The 23,330-nt window shown below is 43.7% G+C and carries 18 protein-coding genes and 1 CRISPR repeat array (1 of these 19 only partly in view); of the genes, 6 read left to right on the top strand and 12 right to left on the bottom strand.

The genetic code is table 11. From position 1 onward, the window contains the following. Window positions 1–2,752: direct repeats of the CRISPR family, unit length 28 nt; unit sequence TTTCTAAGCTGCCTGTGCGGCAGTGAAC; it begins 519 nt to the left of the window's first position. A gap of 130 nt (window positions 2,753–2,882) precedes the next feature. The 12 genes from cas6f to AC1HDP_RS05760 form a co-directional block, all read right to left on the bottom strand. Continuing rightward, entirely contained in the window at window positions 2,883–3,434 is a 552-nt protein-coding gene (gene cas6f / locus AC1HDP_RS05705) for a type I-F CRISPR-associated endoribonuclease Cas6/Csy4 (protein ID WP_479637991.1), read from the bottom strand. An 8-nt stretch (window positions 3,435–3,442) separates the two neighbouring features. After that, window positions 3,443–4,453 (bottom strand): type I-Fv CRISPR-associated protein Cas5fv, encoded by a 1,011-nt coding sequence (cas5fv, locus tag AC1HDP_RS05710; RefSeq protein ID WP_479637992.1) that lies wholly within the window; start codon window positions 4,451–4,453, stop codon window positions 3,443–3,445. An 8-nt stretch (window positions 4,454–4,461) separates the two neighbouring features. Beyond that, the gene (cas7fv, locus tag AC1HDP_RS05715; protein ID WP_479637993.1) at window positions 4,462–5,340 is read right to left on the bottom strand and encodes a type I-Fv CRISPR-associated protein Cas7fv; all 879 of its coding nucleotides are present in this window, start codon (window positions 5,338–5,340) and stop codon (window positions 4,462–4,464) included. Between the two features lie 71 nt (window positions 5,341–5,411). Continuing rightward, the gene (locus AC1HDP_RS05720; RefSeq protein ID WP_479637994.1) at window positions 5,412–8,348 is read right to left on the bottom strand and encodes a CRISPR-associated endonuclease Cas3''; all 2,937 of its coding nucleotides are present in this window, start codon (window positions 8,346–8,348) and stop codon (window positions 5,412–5,414) included. After that, a complete protein-coding gene (gene cas1f / locus AC1HDP_RS05725) occupies window positions 8,345–9,334 on the bottom strand; it encodes a type I-F CRISPR-associated endonuclease Cas1f (protein ID WP_479637995.1) in 990 nt (329 codons plus the stop codon). The genes AC1HDP_RS05720 and cas1f overlap by 4 nt, the downstream gene beginning before the upstream one ends. Window positions 9,335–9,336: 2 nt before the next feature. Beyond that, window positions 9,337–9,477 carry a hypothetical protein gene (locus AC1HDP_RS05730; RefSeq protein WP_479637996.1) on the bottom strand — a complete coding sequence of 47 codons (141 nt, stop codon included), beginning with the start codon at window positions 9,475–9,477 and terminating at the stop codon, window positions 9,337–9,339. Between the two features lie 80 nt (window positions 9,478–9,557). Next, window positions 9,558–10,220, bottom strand: coding sequence for a BrxR family helix-turn-helix transcriptional regulator (locus AC1HDP_RS05735; RefSeq protein WP_479637997.1), 663 nt, complete (start codon window positions 10,218–10,220; stop codon window positions 9,558–9,560). A gap of 295 nt (window positions 10,221–10,515) precedes the next feature. Continuing rightward, window positions 10,516–11,388, bottom strand: a complete 873-nt coding sequence (locus AC1HDP_RS05740; protein ID WP_479637998.1) for a class II glutamine amidotransferase — start codon at window positions 11,386–11,388, stop codon at window positions 10,516–10,518. A 280-nt stretch (window positions 11,389–11,668) separates the two neighbouring features. Continuing rightward, a complete protein-coding gene (locus AC1HDP_RS05745; protein ID WP_479637999.1) occupies window positions 11,669–13,030 on the bottom strand; it encodes a carbohydrate porin in 1,362 nt (453 codons plus the stop codon). A 284-nt stretch (window positions 13,031–13,314) separates the two neighbouring features. Continuing rightward, window positions 13,315–14,496, bottom strand: coding sequence for a mannonate dehydratase (gene uxuA / locus AC1HDP_RS05750; RefSeq protein WP_479638000.1), 1,182 nt, complete (start codon window positions 14,494–14,496; stop codon window positions 13,315–13,317). Window positions 14,497–14,693: 197 nt separating this feature from the next. Beyond that, window positions 14,694–15,440, bottom strand: coding sequence for a GntR family transcriptional regulator (locus AC1HDP_RS05755; protein ID WP_479638001.1), 747 nt, complete (start codon window positions 15,438–15,440; stop codon window positions 14,694–14,696). A gap of 119 nt (window positions 15,441–15,559) precedes the next feature. Next, complete coding sequence (locus AC1HDP_RS05760; RefSeq protein ID WP_140932892.1) at window positions 15,560–16,537, bottom strand: TRAP transporter substrate-binding protein; 978 nt, start codon at window positions 16,535–16,537, stop codon at window positions 15,560–15,562. A 271-nt stretch (window positions 16,538–16,808) separates the two neighbouring features. Here AC1HDP_RS05760 and AC1HDP_RS05765 point away from each other — a divergent pair, with 271 nt between their 5' ends. The 6 genes from AC1HDP_RS05765 to AC1HDP_RS05790 are packed head-to-tail and all read left to right on the top strand — an operon-like array spanning window position 16,809 to window position 23,244. Then, the gene (locus tag AC1HDP_RS05765) at window positions 16,809–17,294 is read left to right on the top strand and encodes a TRAP transporter small permease (protein WP_479638002.1); all 486 of its coding nucleotides are present in this window, start codon (window positions 16,809–16,811) and stop codon (window positions 17,292–17,294) included. 26 nt (window positions 17,295–17,320) lie between these two features. Then, a complete protein-coding gene (locus AC1HDP_RS05770) occupies window positions 17,321–18,628 on the top strand; it encodes a TRAP transporter large permease (protein ID WP_479638003.1) in 1,308 nt (435 codons plus the stop codon). 19 nt (window positions 18,629–18,647) lie between these two features. Then, complete coding sequence (locus AC1HDP_RS05775) at window positions 18,648–20,120, top strand: fructuronate reductase (RefSeq protein WP_479638004.1); 1,473 nt, start codon at window positions 18,648–18,650, stop codon at window positions 20,118–20,120. Between the two features lie 16 nt (window positions 20,121–20,136). Further along, window positions 20,137–21,573 carry a glucuronate isomerase gene (gene uxaC / locus AC1HDP_RS05780; protein WP_479638005.1) on the top strand — a complete coding sequence of 479 codons (1,437 nt, stop codon included), beginning with the start codon at window positions 20,137–20,139 and terminating at the stop codon, window positions 21,571–21,573. Continuing rightward, complete coding sequence (locus tag AC1HDP_RS05785; protein WP_479638006.1) at window positions 21,570–22,547, top strand: sugar kinase; 978 nt, start codon at window positions 21,570–21,572, stop codon at window positions 22,545–22,547. Before uxaC ends, AC1HDP_RS05785 begins: the two co-directional genes overlap by 4 nt. Window positions 22,548–22,599: 52 nt before the next feature. Beyond that, window positions 22,600–23,244 carry a bifunctional 4-hydroxy-2-oxoglutarate aldolase/2-dehydro-3-deoxy-phosphogluconate aldolase gene (locus tag AC1HDP_RS05790; RefSeq protein WP_479638007.1) on the top strand — a complete coding sequence of 215 codons (645 nt, stop codon included), beginning with the start codon at window positions 22,600–22,602 and terminating at the stop codon, window positions 23,242–23,244. The last annotated feature ends 86 nt before the right edge of the window (window positions 23,245–23,330 follow it).

A 23,330-nucleotide genomic window follows, 5' to 3' on the forward strand; every position in this document is an offset into this window, starting at 1 on the left:
ATAATTGAGGGTTTCAAAACTTTTCTAAGCTGCCTGTGCGGCAGTGAACGAGCACATTCGTCTTGCGCAATTTGTTAAGCGTTTCTAAGCTGCCTGTGCGGCAGTGAACCATGCGCGGGTATTCATTGGCACCATAGACACTTTCTAAGCTGCCTGTGCGGCAGTGAACTGCGTTTCCAAATGGGCTCACGTAAGACTCAATTTCTAAGCTGCCTGTGCGGCAGTGAACTAGAGTAGGGAGAAAAAACATCCGATATTGACTTTCTAAGCTGCCTGTGCGGCAGTGAACAGTAGTAATGTCGGCCTGTACTTTCTCAGATATTTCTAAGCTGCCTGTGCGGCAGTGAACGGCAGATTTACCTAGGACAGTTATTTATAGCTTTTCTAAGCTGCCTGTGCGGCAGTGAACACGCTCATGCGCGGCTTGCCTGCGCTAGCCTTTTTCTAAGCTGCCTGTGCGGCAGTGAACCCACCGCTGAGCATGCAAATGATGCTGTTGCATTTCTAAGCTGCCTGTGCGGCAGTGAACTTGCAACTGTATTGCTAATTCCTTCGGTGCCTTTTCTAAGCTGCCTGTGCGGCAGTGAACAACAACCATATCCGCACATTATTTAGGTTTTATTTCTAAGCTGCCTGTGCGGCAGTGAACTTTTGATACTCGGTTATCAGCTTATTAATCCATTTCTAAGCTGCCTGTGCGGCAGTGAACGTCTTTAGATAATGGCTACCTCAATATTTCACTTTCTAAGCTGCCTGTGCGGCAGTGAACAGCCATGCCAAAGGCTGACTATGACCATATCTTTTCTAAGCTGCCTGTGCGGCAGTGAACGCTGAGGCTTCCAAACCAGCGTCTTACTCATCTTTCTAAGCTGCCTGTGCGGCAGTGAACGTATTCCACCAGTAACCAATCCTTTTTCGTAATTTCTAAGCTGCCTGTGCGGCAGTGAACTAGCACTACTCATAATCGTGAATTTCATCTATTTTCTAAGCTGCCTGTGCGGCAGTGAACCACTACTAACCAAAAACCCAAAGCTTTACCGTTTTCTAAGCTGCCTGTGCGGCAGTGAACATGAAAGAACTATTCGAAACTCACCACTTAGTATTTCTAAGCTGCCTGTGCGGCAGTGAACGTTGCTATCTTCGGCGTCAGCATTGCCCATCCTTTCTAAGCTGCCTGTGCGGCAGTGAACCAACACTTATAAAAGTTACTATGGCTTTCTTTTTTCTAAGCTGCCTGTGCGGCAGTGAACGGATACCCTTGTTAAGTAGTAAGTAAAAGAAATTTCTAAGCTGCCTGTGCGGCAGTGAACTTAAAGTTACTATGATTACCGCACCCGAAACATTTCTAAGCTGCCTGTGCGGCAGTGAACCATTACGTGCATTGAATGAGTGAGAATACCCATTTCTAAGCTGCCTGTGCGGCAGTGAACTTAGAGCTTGAATTGAGTCCTTTGCTAGCAATTTTCTAAGCTGCCTGTGCGGCAGTGAACCTAAAGTACCTACTAACGGTATCTACTCAAAATTTCTAAGCTGCCTGTGCGGCAGTGAACATTAATACAACAACCAAAACACTAACCCATGATTTCTAAGCTGCCTGTGCGGCAGTGAACTATATTCATCATCACCATTTTCAATCATTTCAGTTTCTAAGCTGCCTGTGCGGCAGTGAACACTGTTCTTTGTCCATGGGATCGCTTTCCTCTTTTCTAAGCTGCCTGTGCGGCAGTGAACTGCTCGCTCATTAAACCTTAACGCTAAGAGTGTTTCTAAGCTGCCTGTGCGGCAGTGAACTTAATAAATACAAAGATAAGGAGCTTGTTTATTTTCTAAGCTGCCTGTGCGGCAGTGAACTTTATTTCAGGCACAAAAAAACCGACCCATCATTTCTAAGCTGCCTGTGCGGCAGTGAACAAAAGCTAGCCCCTTTCTTTATCAAATCCAAATTTCTAAGCTGCCTGTGCGGCAGTGAACTATAATTTCCTTACTTATAAATTAACCTGATATTTCTAAGCTGCCTGTGCGGCAGTGAACTTAAAGGTTATGTAACTAGCTATAGTGAAGTTTTTCTAAGCTGCCTGTGCGGCAGTGAACGTCACCAGTTAATGCTTTACCGTTAACTTTACTTTCTAAGCTGCCTGTGCGGCAGTGAACTTTAGCAATGCTAATGATTACCTAAGTTTTTTTTTCTAAGCTGCCTGTGCGGCAGTGAACAACGATATAACGAGTGTATATGCGCGATATCATTTCTAAGCTGCCTGTGCGGCAGTGAACTAGGTTTGCGCCTTGGTTCTTCTCGCAGTTTCTTTCTAAGCTGCCTGTGCGGCAGTGAACGGCTTGAACTATTAGATGAAGCTACAGGAAGTTTTCTAAGCTGCCTGTGCGGCAGTGAACTAAGTGATGAAAGACATAGACGCGACACACGATTTTCTAAGCTGCCTGTGCGGCAGTGAACACGTCCACCGTGACAACTCGTTAAAAGCAATCTTTCTAAGCTGCCTGTGCGGCAGTGAACTTCAGGCGTTCGGAAATGCTCTAACCACTCAATTTCTAAGCTGCCTGTGCGGCAGTGAACTCTGGTCATTTGCTGCCGTTCAGTATTATCCATTTCTAAGCTGCCTGTGCGGCAGTGAACTTCGCTCTTGCCTTCGCCTTTTGGCTCTCCTTTTTCTAAGCTGCCTGTGCGGCAGTGAACTTAACGATGCTTTCGATATTCATCGCCACAAATTTCTAAGCTGCCTGTGCGGCAGTGAACAATAGAATAAATCAATAAAAATAAGTTACAACAGGCAGTTAGGATAAAAATTATCTTTTTACCTTCTTAACAACCACCCGTTGCAACTAATTGTATTTAAAGTATATTTTTAAAGAGCAAAAATAAAGGGTTAAAACCAAGGTACTGTAGCGGTTTTGCTAAGACCATAGCTATCAAACTCCCCATCAACTGGCTCAGCTTGAATATCACTAAACTCAAAGAATTTTCGGTACACCTGCCCTGTTGAACTGCTACACAGATCAAGGTATGGATTATCAAACCCTTGGCTAAGCATTTTTACCTTGTAACGTTTCTCACCGTCTTTATCTATGCTACCTCTGGCAATTAAACGCGTTAACTTTGCTTTGCTTAAATTACTGCGTTTAACTGAAATGATGCGATATTGCACTTGGTCTGGCACATTAGTAACGGTAGTAACCTTGCAATATCCTGCCAAAGGGCCTAACCAATTTAACCCCTGCAAATCATGCAGTACGCTCATTTCACCATGTAAACGAAATAATCGCCCTAGCTTGATATTTGCTTCTGGAAAGCTAATACCAATTTTATTGCTCTGTAACGTCACTAGTGCTTTATGAAATTTAATAAAGACTTTACTACTTAGTTCTGCCTCACGCATTTCAGCATCAGGCATCAGCCGTATATCAATATATGCGTCCATCATTGCTCCTAAAGTCGAATGCTTGAAACATAAGCCAGTCCCTTTTTCCCCAGGTAAAAGCTTGATACCCCAGCATTTTCAATCAACATTTTGATTTCTTGAGCTTTGTCTCGATCCACATCGATATTAATTTCCAACTGCCCGCTGGCTTTGGTCAGCATAGATGTCACTTCTCCCTGTCCTTTTATCTTTTCCTTTTTGATAAAAGGGTTACCCCAAATTGTTTTTTTGGGACCGGTGGTATATCTATCCATAAAATCTTTTTTAGTGAACCCTCGTTTTGATATTCCACTAATTCCACCAGCTTTCGTCTTAGCTGTACTCATATTAAAATGGGCTTCTAAGCGGGCGAGTTGAAGATAAAGCGCCGAGCAATAAATGCTGATGGGTGTAATTAACCCCTTGCTATTTAAGTATTCAACATCTCGAAAACTCTCATTTAGCACTTTTAACACTTGAACTAAAACTCCGCTATTTTCTACTGCTTTTTCCTGATTAAGGATTTCTAAGCGACTAATAATGCTTAACGGGTTTAATTCAATATACTCTGCAACTTGTGTATGCATAATAATAAAATCACAAAGCTGAGTAAAATCTAAAGCCAATATTCCCCAAAATTTCTGTGAATATTCAGAGGTAAAAATAGGATCAGAAACTTTGATCATTCCAGTAAATGCATTCTGATCCGTACTGCCATTCATATTACGAATAAATGTTACTTCATTAGTCAACTGTGGCCTATCTATAAAGCTAACTTTATCTTCAAGAGCTTCGAAGTAATAAGCAGATTCGTGCATTTTACTTCGAGCCTGGTAAAGCTTTCGTTGGTCACCAATCAAACGATTGAGTATACCCATTACGGTATTTAAGGTATTTTCACATACCTTAAAATTGCCTTCCTTTTTTAAACTCGTCATTGAGCCTAAAAACTCTCGACCTTTTTTAGGCACTGGTTCATTATTTGAACCACCTAAAAAGGCATTACGCCAACTAGAGTCATATTCTATGGTTATTTTCATGCAACCTCCTATTTTGCATAAAAATACTGCGCAAATGGCGTATGTTGTTCATTGATAATTTCTGATTCATCACGCTTTATGCGCATCATTTTATGACTATCGTTATAATCAACTGCAATTTCGTCAACATACATATAACCTTTCGCTTGACGAATAGACAAATTAGCTAAACGATCTAATGTTTCAGCGACCAACGCTTTGATTGCATCATCATTAAGTAAAATGCCACACTCTCCCTCTTCGAATATAGTTCCTCTTCTGACGTAATTTTCGTGAAAAATAGCCCGTGGGTTTAAACATGGATTAAGTGACTTAATATAGCTTTGTAGTTCAGCGGCAATAACCTCACCCTCGCCTTCTTTGATAACCATTGCGGCACGATCAAACTTCTTATCCAACGATATAAACTGCAACTGTTCAATACTGATAGAACCATAAGAGATATATTCAGTATCACCAAAAGTAGTCTTTGAAAAAAATGATGTACTATCTCTAGCACCTGCCTGTCCATATTGTTCAAAGTTGCCATTCCCCAATTGATCAACAAAATCTTCTAACAATAGTGGACTGGTGCGCTTACATTGACTTGCAGGAACTACATAACCTCGGATCAACCCAGTAATTGAAGCGAGAACATTTTTGAGGTTTTTGTCACCTGCAAAATGTAAATCAAAAGCTTGTTCACGAAACAAATGATGGCGAATACAATTCTGACTTATATACAGTGGCGTTTCTTTGAAATTAATGTCCGTTGCTTGTTTTTTATATTTATAGCCAGTTTCATCTTTCACTTTACCGGTTAAGTTTGTATAGCCGCGCAATTTTGGCAAGGTATGATTATCGACTGTTTTACCATCATCTCCAGTTAGGTTGTAGGCCCATTCCAATTTACTACACCATGACCTACTGCTTTAATCTTAAAATCAACACTTTTAATCCCTGTTACTTTTTGCATAATTTATTCCTCATCTTCTGTGGTTTGATTAATTTGTGTAATGGACATAGCGCCAATGGCTTGTTTGTCGCAAATGGCGTAATAAATTGCATGAGGATGGCGAGCACTTTCGCCGCCCACTTGCAGTAAATCATTAGTGGTGTAACTCAAATAAATCGGTGACTCTGGGTCGCGCGCTTCATTGAGTAAAATCTTATCGGTAAACGCTTTACTCGTGCCACCCATAATGTTGTGATGTTTTTTAAACATGTGGGATAGTAAATCTTTATCGCTTTGGCCGTAACCACAAATAGCACTAGTCGGGTATGTCAGATTGTCGATATTACTTATATCATCGAGTGGAATTGAATAAGCGTAAGATTCAATATATTCCGGCTTAGCTTGAGTTAAATCTACTACTGCCAATTGCACAAACCGATTATCACCACGCAGTGATACTTTGCTGATCTTGGTGCGTTGTTTATCTTTGCTTTTCTTTGGTGGGACGGTAATAGGATCAACCACTTTATTGTTGATTTGTTGCACACTATTTTTTAGGGCGGCCACTAAGTCACTTGCAATAAATCCTCGATTACGTTCTGTGTGATGAAATGCGAAATAAAGCTGATAAATCTCTGGCAACGTAAAAGTCTTGCCTGCCAGTTCATTCTGTAAAAACTGATACCAAGCCCGAACTGAACTCAAGGTATACATTTTTGATAGAAATCCCGCCGCCGGACTCTTACCTTTGCCATTGGCGATGGATTCTGGAACGGCTAACGTATAGGTATTGACGTGACTATTTTCACCAAAGCGATCTAAACGACCTAAACGCTGTAAGCAATCTTCAGCACTGGTGATTTCGGCCACCATATAATCACAACTGATATTAAGCGACGCCTGTACAATAGGTCCGCTGCGTAGCACTTCATATTTACGAGTACCTCCGCGCTTGTATGCCTCGTACACTTCACCAAACCATTTATGCTTATCACTCTTAATAAATTTTGAATGTAGTAATACCGCATTCTCGTTATGCTGATTTACAATAAAACTGTTTTGTGCCGTTAGCGCCATGTTACTGATCACGAAAGTACAACCACTTTGCTGAGCAAATAGCGGGTTTGTTTCGCTTAAATTTGTATCATCAAAGATTTTAAAATCAATCTGATACTGGCTCGGATTAAACGATGGCATAACTTTAATATCATCAGGGTGAATACCGAGTAAATCCTCTACAAAGACATAATGCGGTGTTGCCGATACTAATAAGGTCTTAGCTTGATCTTGTTGCATTTTTTTTGCGGCAATTAATTCTGCAAATAGCAAATTAAAAGCAGGCATATTGACGTATTCATGGAACTCATCAAACACCACATGCACATTTAAAAAGTCAATAAGTGTGTTCGCTTTAGTGTGACTTATTACTGAGCCAAGTATTTGATCTATGGTGGTTATCACTATATCGCCGGAAAAATTTTCATCATCAGGAATAGGATTATCCCATTGATTATGGAATTTAAATTCACCCGTATTTATTTCTATAGTGCTATTGGGTAGGTATTGCTCTGAGGTCAATTCATAAAACAATCCTTGGCAGACTTGCACGCGTGGGCAAACCCAAATAATCCGTTTTGCGCCCTGTAATTTAGCCCACTCCAAGGCGATTTTGGTTTTACCACAGCCTGCTGCCCCCGCGAGCACTGCTATATCTTCAGCTGAGGTTAGTTGCGTAGCGATATCGCGTTGCTTTTTACTGCGCTCACTCATTGGGAAAAAGGCACTTAAGCAAGTATCAATATCAGAGCTAAGTGTGGTTTCCACTTCAAGTAGCTCGGTCACTATTTGATCTAACTGGCGCTCAAATATGGCAGTGTGTAGCTCTGCTGCACTTAATGCCGATATGGCACGATCAGCAGTGATCAAACAAGCACGCACAATGTTGTTTAGTGCATTGACTTTAACATTAGCGCTATTAGCCGATACCGAATCTTCAAATTCATATTCTTTGTAGCTGGGCACATGTAAGGATGCAGGTATTTTATGCTCAAGCTCGGTTATATCCTCTTGCAAAAGCGATTTTTCTAAAAATGAACTTTCTAAAGATCGATATTTTTTATCAATACCGATAACCTGCTTAAGCAGTGTTTGAGCTTGACCTACTATGGCGGATAGATCTGTCCCTTTTTGATTTGCCACCAGTTTTTTACTGATGTCTTTATAGGTGTCAAAACCACTTTTTTCTTTACGAAATGGTTTAGCATGATGCCAATAAATTGCGTGTTTGAGTCGTTCTTTATTTGGCACATTTATAAATTTTAGTTCTGGACTATCGAGTAATTGATAGAGTAACAGAGAGATTTCGTTATGCCTTGGGTGCTTGTCGAAGCTAAATTTAGCATCATCAATATGTTGGCCATCTTCGGCCATGAAGTCCTTTTTTTTGGGATTAGTGACCCACTCTTGAAACTTAGGGTCAATTTTCCCTAAATCATGCAAACAACCTGCAATAAAATTTGTCATTGAAAGCTGTGTATTGTCTGGAAATAACTGCAGATGTAGTTGCTCAGCAACATAACCTACTGCAAATAAATGCTCAGCTAAGGGCTGTAATTTAGTATTGGCGTAAAGTACACCAGCCTTTGGTTTGTCAGTTATGACATCCATCAAAACCTCTTTTTCTGTTCTATTCACTGGCACTATGCCTTGTTCATTAAATTTCAATCTGTTTCCTACTACCCACAATAACTGGCTGCGTGCGCGACTTCTCATCCAGTGACAACTCACCGCAGTGCTTTTGCTGGCGGTTTGGCGTAGCATTTTTTTAACGGTTAATAGGCCATCTTCGGTAATTAAGGTTTGCCAGGTGTTGTCACCTATCCGGTTGGCAAAGGTGTCGAGCACCCTTCGGGTTTTAGCGAGTGCATTTTTTTCACATTGCGAAACAAAAGTGACCATCATAAGCCTTGCACCTCAATGTCTTCTTTTGTGTAATCTTGCAGTGCTATGTGTTTAACCGTATCAAACATAAAATCGAGCGCTTTATGCTCGGTAAAAGCTTGCAGTATTTGTTGGCGAAACTCTTGTTCGGTGGCGTTTTCTTTAGCGCAAACAAACGCCCACGGCAGCACGATGGCATCTTTAATTAAATCCGCCACATCGAACACTAAAGCTCCCCTTCGGGTTTTGCCATGCATGACGGCAAAGCCGTGAGGTATGCCCAATACCCATAAGCAACTGGCAGCAAGCCCATAGGCTAAGTAGTTGCCATGATTTAAAAAATCATTGGCTTTGTCAGTGCATTTTTTGTCTGGTTGGTGCTGGCGAGTAAAACCGTCTTTGCCAGTATTATGGGCAGCGTATTTGTATAAGGCTTTGGTCAGTTGTGCTTCGGTGAGTAATAGCTCCGATTGTTTACTGACGGCATCGGTTCTTTGATAAAAAGTCGCCAACGATTGCATTATTACATCATCCTGCACATTAAATTTTTCTAATGCTAGGTCACGATCTGAACGCCACACTTTTTGTAAGTAATCAATCCGCGCATGTTGAAAAATCTTGGCTGCCGCAAGGCGCTTATCATCATCAAACCAAAACCTCATCCACCCATGTAGATATTCTGTCGGGCGATATTCACTTTGTGGGGTAAACCATTCTATTTCACACCCCATGTATAAGGGCGTGCCGCCTCCGCCACTAAAGCCAACTAAAACGCCAGCTTGAGCAAGCATGCGCATGGCTGCTTGGGTGATAGATGTGCCATTCCCTAGTAGCAAAACAGTGGTATTGGCAATGGGTATATTGAAGTAGAGATTTTCTTTATCGGCTTCGGTCAAGTAGAGCACACGGCCATCTTTTTGCATCACACGGCAATATTCCAAGTAATACATGTTGGCGCGCTTTGAGTGCAGAATTGTTTTTAAGTCTGAGGGTGAAAAATTATCCATAATCAGTATTCTGTTGTTAATTTAGTGATGGCGCTGCTTGCCACTTTAGTGATTAAAAACTGACTGGCAAGCCTGTAACAATCCTCAAGTAAACTCATTTTACCTATGCTGCCAATTTTCAAGTGCTGATTAAGACTATCCATTAAAAAACCATGGCTTAACGTCAGTTCGGTTAACCAACACCAGTTGTTGCGCTTCTGGGGTGCCAGCAAGGTAGTTAGTATTAATTTGTAGATATATAGAAGGAGGTAATTGGCCATCGCCGCGCGTATGTGGTTCCCCATTGCTCCAGCTGCATTTGATAATCATGAGCGATAACAGCCTGCTGCTCAGGGCTAAGCTTAAGGTCTGGAATCAATATCAGTTCAATCAAGGTTTGCCGGGCTATATCAGCCTCCATGACACGCCAACGCAAACCAGTTTTAACATAGGTATGGGGATACAAAACTCTGCCATTCCTGTCGGGATTAGCTAGTGATACATATCCCACGCCTACCCGTAATTGATGAGCGATGCCATGAGTAAATGCGGCGACAACTAGCAGGGATACTTGCTTTGTTGAGATGTTTAAAGCAAAAGTGCCTGTTTGATAAGGTTGCTGCAGATAAGCATTAAATTCTTTAATAAGTAACCAATGGAGGTAGCTACCTAAGTCAGTTGGATAGAAATGTGGGACTGTCCCTTCAGCAACACGATAACCATTACAGGATTTGATTAAGTGCTTTGGAAAGCGGCACTGATAGTTCTGAAAATCTTGGTAGGCTTGTTGGCGGCTAATGATAAATTGTTGCTGTAAATCTTTATTGCGAACTTGTCCCTGCCAATAGGCGAGCATTTCGGCAAACATTAAGCGTAGTTCTGTCGCAGTAAGATTTGATATTGGCACGCCCCGTCCTTAGAACACATGAGTCAGTGTTGGCTGCTTATAAGCCAAGCCAAATCAAATTATCCTAAAAAAACAACAACATCAATCCTTTTATCACAAAGATACTTAATATCCACTTAAGGCATTGGACAATAACTAGATACAGACCTAGGCAAATGAATAACATCTGCGGATACTGTTTTGCCTATAAGTCATCTCTGACAAAAGAGCTGACCATAAGCCGCGCTCAGACGTGGCTAGTGACTATGTTATTCGTATTTGCTAGCAGAAGCGGTCATGTAATGAGGACTAACCATTATTCCGTTTGGTACGCCAACGATATAGGCTTTTGACTGATGTGTTGCTCCGCTGTGACTATGACAAGATGATTACGCTCAACCTTGCGCCACATGTGTTCATCGTGAGTGAGCGGCTCTGAGCTCACTATCACGCAGCGCTGACTGGCATCTTCAGTGGATACTAGATTCACGCCTTGCTCGTCGGTGTTGAGTTGGCCTTGAGCAAAAAATAATGACGCAGGTTGGGCGCTGGCCGATGTAGCAAAGCGAGTCACTAAGGTATTAACCCCATCTGTCACCGCAAAATTCAATAAGGCGTTTTTATTGGCGCCGCAACTAGTTCGGATTTGCATGATTTTATCTATGGTCGCCACCATTGCTGCTTCAAGATCGCTTACCGTAGCTGCCGGGTTAAATTCTAATTTATCCATAAAGAGCGCAAAGGCGTATTCAGAGTCAGTGTTGCCCTTGATTAAGCTAAATGCTCTATCAGATAAGCTATTAAGCAAGGTGCGCCGAAAGCAATCAAACTGCTCTAAACAGCCGTTATGCATCCATAGATACTGCATATGTTGAAATGGATGACAGTTAGCTTGGCTGACCGGCATACCTCGGGATGCATCACGCACATGGGCAAAATACTGTTTAGTGTGCAACTTGCTCGCAATCATAGCTAAGTTGCGATTACTCCAAGCAGGGTCAACATTCACAAAGGTGGCAGGAATGGGGTCATCATGCAGCGGATACCAACCTAAACCAAAGCCATCAGCATTGGTGGGCACAGTGCGCTTTTGGGCGTATTTACTTTGGCTAACCAGTGAATTAATCGCTTGAAACACTAAGGGCGACATTACGGTCGCAGGACCTGAATAGGTTAAAAATCGGCACATAGCGGGTATCCTTACATCCTTGTCATCTGTTAATTAAAGATGGATTTAGCAGGAAAATAAAGGGCCAGCATTCGAGCGGATTTACTAAGTGATGATAAGTGCGGATACAGAAAATTTAGTCAATGATTAATAAAAAAAATCCCGGATCTGAAGCAAAAATTCATTTAGGGAACGGTTCAAGGATAAATGTCAATCCATCCGAACTCAAGCAGCGCAAAGGTGGTCATACTGACGAGATTAGCGCCTTCCCCACTCTTGGTAGTAGAAGGCGCGGCAGCACTTAGAACCAAGTCTCTACTTGGGCGCCAAATATAAAGGCGTCATGTTGCTGGTCATTGTAGCCGCCGATGTTACCAACATTGTAATCACCAGTGGCCTTAGCAAAGGTGGCAAACAAGCGGATTTCAGGGCGAGCTGACATCATAGACTTGAGCTTTAACGTTGGCGCTATGGTAAAGGTGGCTAAACCACCTGAAGTGGATTGCACACCGTTAGAGAAATCACTCCAGTTGTAGCCAGCCTCAAACTGCATCGCAAAGTTTTCAGTCACATAATATGCTGGACGCGCGCCAACGCTGTACCAAGTATTTTCATGGCCATCAAACAGTTGGTCTTGCTTGTGCTGCGCTAACACGACGGTGTTTACTTCCCAATTTTCAAACTGAATGCGGCCATCAATCGAAGCACGATAATTTTGACCATCTTTGTTTGATAAATTGGTATCACCAATACGGCCTAACATTGCCGCCGAGGTGCCCTGTGCATATTGCACTGCATACTTAGTTTGGCCTTCGCCTAAACCAAAGAAACTTGGTTGGGTGTAATGGATCATGGCGCTCACGCCCGTTTCTGCAGCCGTGCTTTTATGTTTGGTGCCAAAAGTATCAGTCACTTGGAAAGTCACTGGCGTGCTATTGGATTGTACACTTGCGGTCAACCACCAGTTACCTATGGTGTATTCAGTACCCAAGGTCAGGATTTCAGGGCGCGCACCATCTTGATATTGAATGGTGATACCATCGCTCGTGGTGTATTTGGTATCGTTATCGGCTTCATGGGCAACCACGAAGGCATCAAACTTACCCTCACCTAAATTCAAGCCGCGCACACCCACACCTGGTGAGCGGATTTCATATAACTTCAAATCTAACATATGAATATCGCGGCTGAAGTTAACGCGTCCGCCCCAAAAAATCGCTTCTGGCGCGAAATCCAAGTTGCCCATTTCGACATAGGCTTTTTCCATAAAGTTAGCTTCGCCCTGACCATCAAATGGCCAGCGACGTGCATCTCTATCTTCATACACATAACCAATATAGGCTCGAGCCCACGCGCCCGATTCGGACGTAAAGCCCTTGCTTAAATTCCATGCGGCATAATTACTTTCACTGCCACCTAAGCGATAAAAACCATCGGTGTGAGCCGCTTTAATTGGGGCATTACCTGCAGACGAACCATTTTCATTAACCGCAAAACCAGCGCGCATATAACCATGGAATTGAATATCATCAGCCACTGTATTTAATTGTTGTTGTAAGGCGGCAATATCTGCTGCATTTTTTTCGATTTGATTTGCGCTGACACACGCAGAAGAAAATGCAAGACCAATGGCTATAGATAATAATGACAACTGCTTATTCATGACACATCCTTTATGAAAACAATAAACACAACTGCTATGATTTTATTTAGTGCAACAAGGGGGCTGCAATAGTATTTATCGCCGCAAGATTTACCGAAAAAAACATAGCACCTGTTTTATTGGATTCAGCAAACAAACAGCATTAGACAAATTTGAGGTACGCTTTAAAACAACGCATCAGCATTAAATAAAATAGATGCAACAATTGATTGTATAACAACTAACTATTAATAAACGTCAAAAGAAAAAGGCTGCATTAGTTACCTAGGCAGCCTTTATCACTATTATGAAAATAACGCGCGTTTAATACCTAACTCTAAACCGCGAACTTCTGCTAAGCCTTTTAAGCGGCCAATACAAGAATAACCTGGATTAGTTTGCTTCTTTAAGTCATCAATCATTTGATGACCATGATCTGGGCGCATTGGAATACGACGGTTATCACCGGCCGCTTGACGGCGCGCTTCTTCTCGTACAATTTCAAGCACTACCTTATACATATCCACATCACCGTCCAAATGCGCCGCTTCATGGAATGTTTTTGGATTTGCTTCACGCTTAGTTGAACGCAAATGCGTAAAGTAAATACGTGGGCCGTATTGCTTAATCATATTGACTAAATCATTGTCACCGCGCACACCGTAAGAACCAGTACACATGGTAATGCCGTTCATCGCTGATGGCACAGCAGTGGTTAGCCACTCTAAATCTTCAATTGTTGATACAATTCTTGGCAAACCTAAAATTGGGCGCGGTGGATCGTCAGGGTGCACCGCCATACGCAAGCCGTATTGCTCACAAATAGGCATTAATTCATTTAAGAAATAAGCCATATTGTGGCGTAAACAATCTTTATCTATGGCTTGATAACGGTCAAGCTGAGCTTGAAATTCTATTAAGGTGTAACCTTCTTCAGCGCCTGGCAGACCTGCGATAATAGTCGCTGTTAAGCGCACAATGTGCTCAGGGGTCATGGCATCAAAATAAGATTTCGCTTCCGATTTTTCGGCGTCGCTATAATCATCACCAGCATTAGGACGCTTTAGTATATGCAACTCAAAAGCGGCAAAAGCAATTTGATCAAAGCGCAGCGCCCGTGAACCATCAGGCAATACATAGGCTAAATCGGTGCGTGTCCAATCCAGCACGGGCATAAAGTTATAACACACAGTATCTATGCCACACTTAGCTAAATTGATCAGAGTCTGCTTATAGTTATCAATCCATAACTGATAATTACCGCTGTGGGTTTTAATTTCTTCATGGACAGGGACACTTTCAACCACAGACCAAGTTAAGCCTTTCGCTTCAATGATTGCCTTACGCGCTAATATTTCTTCTACCGGCCAAACTTCGCCATTGGCAATATGATGTAGTGCATTAACAATACCGGTTGCGCCCGCTTGTTTAATATCATCTAAAGAAACTGGATCTTTCGGTCCATACCAACGCCATGTTTGTTCCATGATTATTTCCTACCATTATATTTACGATATAAAATTAATAATATGTGCAAATTTTATTTATCAACAACCAATAAGTCGCCTGCAGGATAGTTCATTGCAGAAAGACTTAATCACTGAGAAAATTGCATTTGAATAATGTGATAGCAGTGGCCAACTATCTGTGGCCACTGTTAATTATTACTAGTTACTTTTTATTGCTACTCTTTAATGTCGACTGGATAAGAATCAAATAAATAACCATCAAAATCAGGATCGTCAACATCAGATAATTCCATTAAACGCAATTTCACATTTTCTAAATGTTGCCACATGGCTTTTTTAGCAGCGTGCGGATTACGACGCATAATGGCATTTAAAATAAGTTGGTGATCGCCAATCCAATCATTCTGATATTGGCTATCAGAAATGCGCGTATGTAACTTTTGCCACATAGGATTATTATCACGCCATTGCCACGACTGCTCCACCAATTCTATTAAGGTGCTATTTTGAGTCGCCGCCGCTACCGCCAAATGAAATGCCTTATCGCCCTCACCTTCGCTATGGCCAGTCAAATCTTGCTGCTCTAACACTAAGGCTTTTTTCATGGCGCTAATATCAAAGGCCGTCACTTGCCTTGCCGCAAATTCAGCAATATTACTTTCTAGTAATTGCCGCGCCTGCAACATTTCAAATGGGCCTGCAACATTCATAGGCGTCTTAGACTCTTGCTCGGCGCTGCGTAAATTAAGCACATACACACCAGAGCCTTTACGGACTTCAATTAAATTTTGTAATTCGAGCATAATTAATGCTTCGCGCACTAACGTTCTGCTGACACCTAAATGCTCAGCGATTTCCCGTTCGGGTGGAAGACGCTCACCAATTTTGTATTGGCCATCAAGCAGTTGTTGCTTTAATAACAATCCAACTTCTTGGTAGGCTCTTTTAGGTTCAACATTCATAATAATTCTGATTTCTAACCTTTAACTAAGTGATCTATAGGAGTCAGTCAGTACTCTACTCCGCCAACAGCGCTCAGGGTAATAGATATAGATCACTTTCACCTAAAACTTTGCCGAGTTTATTCTGCTTTAATGCGCTCAATCATCTGATGCAGAGCAGGATTATCGGTTTGAATTTGCTGATACATAGGAGCTACCGCAGCGGCAAACGCCTCTTTGTCTGTGCTCACAAAAGTCACACCTAATTTTTCTGCTTTAGCTTGCTCAGTTTGTTCCGCTTTAGCCCATAACACTTTCATTTTTTCAGCGGATTCAACGGCCACTGTCATCAGAATTTGTTGATGTTCAGGGGTTAATTTAGCCAGCGACTTAGTGGAAATCACCAGAACGTCTGGCACCATAGTATGTTCATCAATACTGAAATACTTAGAGACTTCACTGTGGCGGCTCAAGCTAAACGAGGGAATGTTGTTTTCAGCGGCATCGACTACCCCTTGTTGCATAGCGGTATATAACTCACCGTAGGCTAATGGCGTTGGGTTGCCACCTAAGGATTTAATCATGGCAATAGCGGTTGGGCTAGGTTGCACTCGCACTTTCATGCCTTTTAAATCTTCAGGCTTAACAATTGGCTTGTTGGAATAAAAACTGCGAGCACCGGCATCGTAGTAAGTTAGGCCAACAAAGCCTTTATCTGCTGTAGAGTTAAGAATTTCTTTGCCAATTTCGCCGGACTTAATCTGATAATAGTGATCTTTGTCACGAAACAAGTAAGGCAGGTTAAACGCCGAATAAGCAGGACCAAAGGCTTCTAATTCAGCGGCATTACTTTTCACTAAATCTAGAGCGCCGTTTTGCATCAGCTCCATGGATTCTCTTTGGTTGCCCAATTGTGCATCGGGATAGATACGGATCCTAACTTCGCCATCAGTCTGATCTCTAACGTCTTTTGCCATATCAGTCATCACTTGATGCACCGCATGATCGCGGCTGTGGTTGTGACTGAGCTTCAAGGTGGTCGCTGCTGTGACGCCTGTGGCTGTCATAGCAAACACGCTACCAATTATCGCACTTAACAAGAGTTTACGGGCCATCATCCTATCTCCATATTGGTATCCCAATCCACGGGAACAACCTGATTCGCTAAAATAATGACCAGCATTGGCACATTCGTCAAAGCAAAATGTCAAATTGGTTGACCAGCATCACACATTGACCATCGCGAGCGTTAACTTGGTCACGCTGTGGCTTTGCTCACTGTTTTAAGCGGCTATCACTGCCTATAATCCGTACCGAACGTAATTCCTCCAATAAATTGGTACCAACAACGATAATTGGTTGACCAGTTGAACGTTAAGGATCGATGTCATGCAAACTGTTGTCAATGCTGTCAACCGAGGGCTCGCGCTCTTTACTATCTCGCTGTCGTGCTTCTTAGTCTGCTGCGTGATCTGGCAAGTTACTTCACGATACATTCTCGGCGCGCCAAGTACTGTGACCGATGAATTAGCGCGTTATCTATTTATGTGGGTGGCCATGATTGGCGCCGCCTATACCACAGGTCAAAAACGCCACTTGGCGATTGATATTATGACCATGCACCTCAAGGGGCTGCGCAAAACTATTGCAGAAGGCGTAATTCAAATCGCCATCGCCCTCTTTAGCGCCATTGTTTTAGTCTATGGCGGTATGACGTTAACGCTCAATACCTTGGCCTCTGGGCAAGTCACACCGGCGCTGAATATGTCCATGGGATATGTATATTTATGCTTACCTATCAGCGGCATCTTAATGATTTTCTATTCGCTCTACTTCCTAATAACCCTCATTAAACAACCGCAAGCGCAGTCATAAATCGCTTACATAACAAGGATTAGATTATGGATTGGCAAATTATTCTCACTCTGTTTGGAAGCTTTGCTGTGCTGTTACTGCTAGGCATTCCAGTGTCCTTCGCCATTGGTTTATCATCACTACTAACCATTGGCATGACTTTGCCGTGGGATACCGCGATTACTGTGGTGGCGCAGCGCATGGCCGTTGGCCTAGATAACTTTGCGTTACTGGCTATCCCGTTTTTTATTTTGGCTGGTAACATAATGAATCAGGGCGGCATTGCCACCCGTTTGATTAACTTAGCCAAAATCATGTGTGGCCGCTTACCGGGCTCATTAGCTCATGTGAATATCATGGCCAACATGATGTTTGGCTCAATCTCTGGTTCTGCCGTGGCATCAGCCGCTGCAGTAGGTGGCACCATGGCGCCATTACAGAAAAAAGAAGGTTACGATGAAGGCTTCTCCGCCGCGGTAAACATTACCTCGTGCCCCACTGGCTTATTAATTCCGCCGAGCAACACCTTAATCGTGTTCTCACTGGTGTCTGGCGGCACCTCCGTCGCCGCCTTGTTCCTTGCCGGTTACATTCCAGGCTTAATCATGGGCTTAAGCTTAATGTTAGTGGCTGGCATTATTGCTAAACGCCGCGGTTATCCTGTTGCTGCGCGTCCAACCATGGCGCAAGCTTGGGACATTACCGTTAAAGCCCTGCCTTCATTGCTATTAGTGTTCATCATCATGGGCGGCATTATCGGCGGCATTTTTACTGCTACCGAAGCCTCTGCCATCGCCGTGGTCTACACCTTTATACTCGCTGTGCTCATCTATAAAGAAGTGTCATTTAGGCAGTTACCTGGGATTATTTTAGAATCAGCGGTAACCACCTCTATCGTATTACTGCTGGTTGGTGCTTCTATGGGCATGTCTTGGGCAATGGCGAATGCTGACATCCCTTACATGATTGCCGATGCGCTGTTAGCTGTGTCTGAAAACCCCTTGATGATCTTGCTACTAATCAACATCATTCTTTTGATTGTTGGCATCTTTATGGACATGACGCCTGCGGTACTGATTTTCACCCCTATCTTCTTACCTGTGGCTTTAGATTTAGGCATAGATCCAGTGCACTTTGGCATCATGATGACCTTTAACTTAGCCATTGGCATTTGTACTCCGCCGGTGGGCAGTGCCCTCTTTATTGGCTGCTCAGTCGCCAAAATTTCTATCGATAAAGTGATTAAACCTCTGCTGCCTTTCTATGGCGCTCTGGTGCTCGCGCTTCTGGCCGTCACTTACATTCCCCAATTAAGTCTATGGCTGCCTGGTGTAGTTCTTGGCTACGGTAACTAACAGTTAGGAAAACAGAAAAATGAAAACAATTGCCAATACTCCATTAGCTGCAACAGTAGTAACGCCGAATTTTGACCGTAGTCAGCTCAAAAGCCGCATAGTCCATTTAGGCTTTGGCGCCTTTCATCGTGCTCATCAAGCGCTGTATACCAGTGAGATGTTAGCTAAGACTCAATCGGATTGGGGCATATGTGAAGTTAACTTGTTTGGCGGCGAAGAATTATTAGCCAGCCTAAAGCAACAAGATTATTTATTTACCGTGGCAGAAAAAGGCAGTGATGCCAGCTTACTTAAAATCGTGGGCGCAGTGACTGAAGCGCTGCACCCTAAGCTTGATGGTATAGAGACCATTCTGGCCAAGATGGCTGAGCCACAAGTCTCGATAGTGTCATTAACCATTACCGAAAAAGGCTATTGCGCTGACCCTGCCAGCGGCCAGTTAGATATTAACAACAGCTTAATCCAACATGACTTACAGCATCCTAATGCACCGCAATCGGCCATTGGTTACCTAGTCACGGCCCTTAAAATGCGCCGCGACGCAGGTTTGCAGCCGTTTACTGTGATGTCGTGTGACAATGTTCAAGAAAATGGTCATGTGGCCAAAGCCGCTGTGCTTGGCTTTGCCAAGGCTTTAGACCCACAACTGGCCGAGTGGATAAATGACCATGTGACCTTCCCTTGCACTATGGTTGACCGCATAGTACCGGCCGCTACCGATGAGATGTTTGCCCAAATTAATGAGCAACTTGGGGTAGTAGATCCATGCGCTATCGCTTGTGAGCCATTTAGACAATGGGTAATTGAAGATAAGTTCGTTAACGGTCGCCCTAACTGGGATGTCGTCGATGGCGCACAATTTGTGGATGACGTGATTCCTTTTGAGCAAATGAAACTGCGGATGCTCAATGGCAGTCACTCCTTGCTGGCCTATTTAGGGTATCTCAGCGGCTATGAACATATTGCCGATACCATGACTAATCCAGATTTACGTCAAGCAGCCTTAAACATGATGCTGCTAGAGCAAGCGCCGACCTTAAATATGCCTGAGGGCACAGATATTGCGGCTTATGCGCAGCAGTTAATTGCCCGCTTCACGAACCCAGCGCTTAAGCACCAAACTTGGCAAATCGCCATGGATGGCAGCCAAAAACTGCCACAGCGCATGATAGATTCCGTCAAATTCCACTTAGCGCAAGGAACTCACTACCGTCATCTGACGTTAGGCATAGCAGGCTGGATGCGTTATGTCAGCGGTCAAGATGAGCAAGGCAATAGTATAGATGTGCGCGACCCAATGCTGGCGCAATTTAAAGCCATTAATCAAGAGCATGGACTCAATGTCAGCGTAGTGAAGCCACTGCTCGCTATCGACGCTATTTTTGGTCATGAGATTAGCCAAAACCCAAGCTTCGTTCATGCCGTTGAAGCGGCCTACCAGCAATTACTGAACTTAGGTGCTAAAGCCACAGTTCATGCCTTAGCGCGCTGATCATCAAGGACTTATCATGAAATCATTTTTAGGCGACGATTTTTTACTGCAAAACACCACGGCAGAAACCCTGTATCACACCTATGCCGCTAAGATGCCGATTTATGACTATCACTGTCATTTAAATCCTGCCGATATTGCCAACAACCGCCGTTTTGACAACTTAAGCCAAATTTGGCTGGCAGGCGATCATTACAAGTGGCGCGCCCTGCGCACCGCGGGTGTGAGCGAGCGCTTAATTACTGGCGATGCGAGTGATTATGACAAGTATCTGGCGTGGGCGAATACTGTGCCTAAGACCATAGGTAACCCTCTGTATCACTGGACACATTTAGAGCTGCGCCGTCCATTTGGGATTACCGAGACCCTATTTAACCCGCAATCAGCAGAAACGATTTGGCACAGATGCAATGAGTTGTTAGCCACCGAAGAATTTAGTGCGCGCGGCATAATGCAGCAGATGCAAGTTAAGATGGTGGGCACCACAGATGACCCAGCTGACAGCTTAATTCATCATAAAGCCATTGCCGCTGACAGCAGTTTTGATATTGAAGTAGCGCCAAGCTGGCGACCCGATCGCGCCTTTAAAATCGAGCATGACGGTTTTATTGACTATATGCATAAGCTCGGTGAGTCGGCCGACATTAACATTCAGCGTTTTAGTGATTTATGTGATGCGTTAAGCCGCCGCTTAGAGCATTTCAATCAACATGGTTGCCTTGCCGCTGACCATGGCATTGAAATAGTGCGTTTTGCGCCTATTCCTGCCGAAGCGAACCTTGATGCCATGTTAGCTCGTCGCCTCAACGGTGACACCTTAACTGACACCGAAGTAGCGCAATTCTCAACCGCCGTGCAAGTGTGGCTCGCCGAGCAATACTGCAAGCTTGGCTGGGTAATGCAGCTGCACATGGGGGCGCAGCGCAACAATAATAGCCGCATGTTAGTGCGCCTTGGTGGCGATGCGGGCTTTGATTCCATTGGCGACCAAAGCTATGCCCTGCCGCTATCGCGCTTACTTGATGCTATGGATAAGAGCGATAATCTGCCTAAAACCATACTCTATTGCTTAAATCCTAAGGACAACGAAATGTTGGCCACCATGATAGGTAACTTCCAAGGCGAAGGCATAGCGGGCAAGATTCAATTCGGTTCAGGTTGGTGGTTCAACGATCAAAAAGATGGCATGCAGCGCCAAATGCAGCAGTTAGCCCAATTAGGTTTATTAAGCCAATTTGTGGGTATGCTCACCGATTCGCGTAGCTTACTGTCTTATACCCGCCACGAGTATTTCCGCCGTATTTTATGTAACTTGCTTGGCCAGTGGGTGCATGACGGTGAAGCGCCCAATGATATGGCGTTATTGGGGCAAATGGTGGAAAACATTTGTTATCACAATGCCAAGCAGTATTTTGAGCGTCCTCAACTGACCCACTTAGGAGCACAAGCATGAAACGCATAGCGCTCATTGGCGAATGCATGATTGAGCTTAATGGCGCGCCGTTTGGCGCCATGATGCAAACCTTTGGTGGCGATAGCCTAAACAGCGCTATTTATCTAGCCAGAGCCAGCCAAGGCAAAGTTAAGGTGCAATATGTAAGCGCCTTAGGTCACGACCCATTAAGCCAAGGTATGCTGACTCATTGGCAGCAAGAAGGCATCGATACCCAGTTAGTACTGCAAGATGAAACGCGTCAGCCCGGTTTATATCTCATTCAATTGGATGAGCAAGGCGAGCGCACCTTTATGTACTGGCGAAATCAGTCTGCGGCACGCTATTTGTTGCAGCATCCTGAGTTTGCCAAGGTTGCCAAGAGCCTAGAACAATGCGATGTGATTTATTTAAGCGGCATTAGTTTAGCGATTTTACCTGACGCTGATAAAGAGGCGCTAATTGCGCTGCTGACACGCCTCAGCCAACAAGGTTGTGAGCTGGTATTTGATACCAACTATCGCCCTAAATTATGGTCAAGCCCAGAGCAAGCTAGGGTGTGTTATGAGCAAGTGTTGGCCATTACTCACTTAGCATTAGTCACAGATGATGATGAACAACACTTGTGGGGCGATCTTGATGCCTATGCCACCTTAAGCCGCTTACAGCAAGCTGGGGTTAGCAAGGCGGTCGTAAAAATGGGGGCTCAAGGCTGTTTATATCAAGACTTTAGTCAAGCACCTAGCGCTGAGCTTATCCCCACTATCCCTGTGAGTCATGTCGTGGATACTACCTCGGCAGGAGATGCCTTTAACGCTGGTTTTTTAAGTGGTTACTTGCAAGCGCAACCCCCTAAGACCTGCGCGCTCATGGGACACGCTCTGGCGGGCTGCGTGATTCAGCATAAAGGCGCGATTATCCCAAAAGTGAGCACTGACAGCGTGATTTCTCAATTTGGCCTGCTCACGCGCGAGCCCATTGTGCGCATTGGTTGAGCCGGTGCCCTGATTAAATAAACCGTATTGAATGAAAGATTAAGGAAAGACAATGCAACAATTAATACAGCAAATGAGCGAGTTACAAGTTATTCCAGTCATCGCTATTGAAGATGCCCAAGATATCATTCCATTAGGTAAGGCACTGTATGATAACGGCTTACCTGTGGCAGAAATTACCTTTAGATCAGATGCTGCGGTGGAAGCGATAGCGCTGCTGCGCACCGCTTATCCAGATATGTTAATTGGTGCTGGTACCATTTTAACTGCTGAGCAAGCGCAAGCCGCTAAAGATGCTGGTGCTACTTTTGCTGTATCTCCAGGGTTAAACCCAAATACAGTTAAAGCCTGCCAAGCTATAGATTTGCCTATCATTCCAGGCATAAACAATCCAAGCAGTATTGAGCAAGCGTTAGAGCTTGGTTTAACCGCCCTAAAATTCTTTCCAGCAGAAGCCTCAGGCGGCGTTAACATGCTGAAATCATTACTCGGGCCATTTAAGCAACTTAGCATCATGCCTTCGGGTGGCATTAATGCCAATAACATTAATGACTATCTCAAGATAGATAATGTAGTGGCTTGCGGCAGTTCATGGATTGTCGATAGTCAGTTAATCGCGACCAAGAATTGGGATGAAATTGGGCGTTTGACTCGCACCTTAGTGGCATCACTGCCAACTAAAGCCTTAGCGGCCTAAGCATTTATCTAGTTCTAGACTTAGATACGCCTTATTCACCGCTGCAGGCGAGTAAAACCAATTGACGCTCATCGGAGCGTCAATTT

This window comes from Shewanella sp. ISS20, from assembly GCF_056522965.1.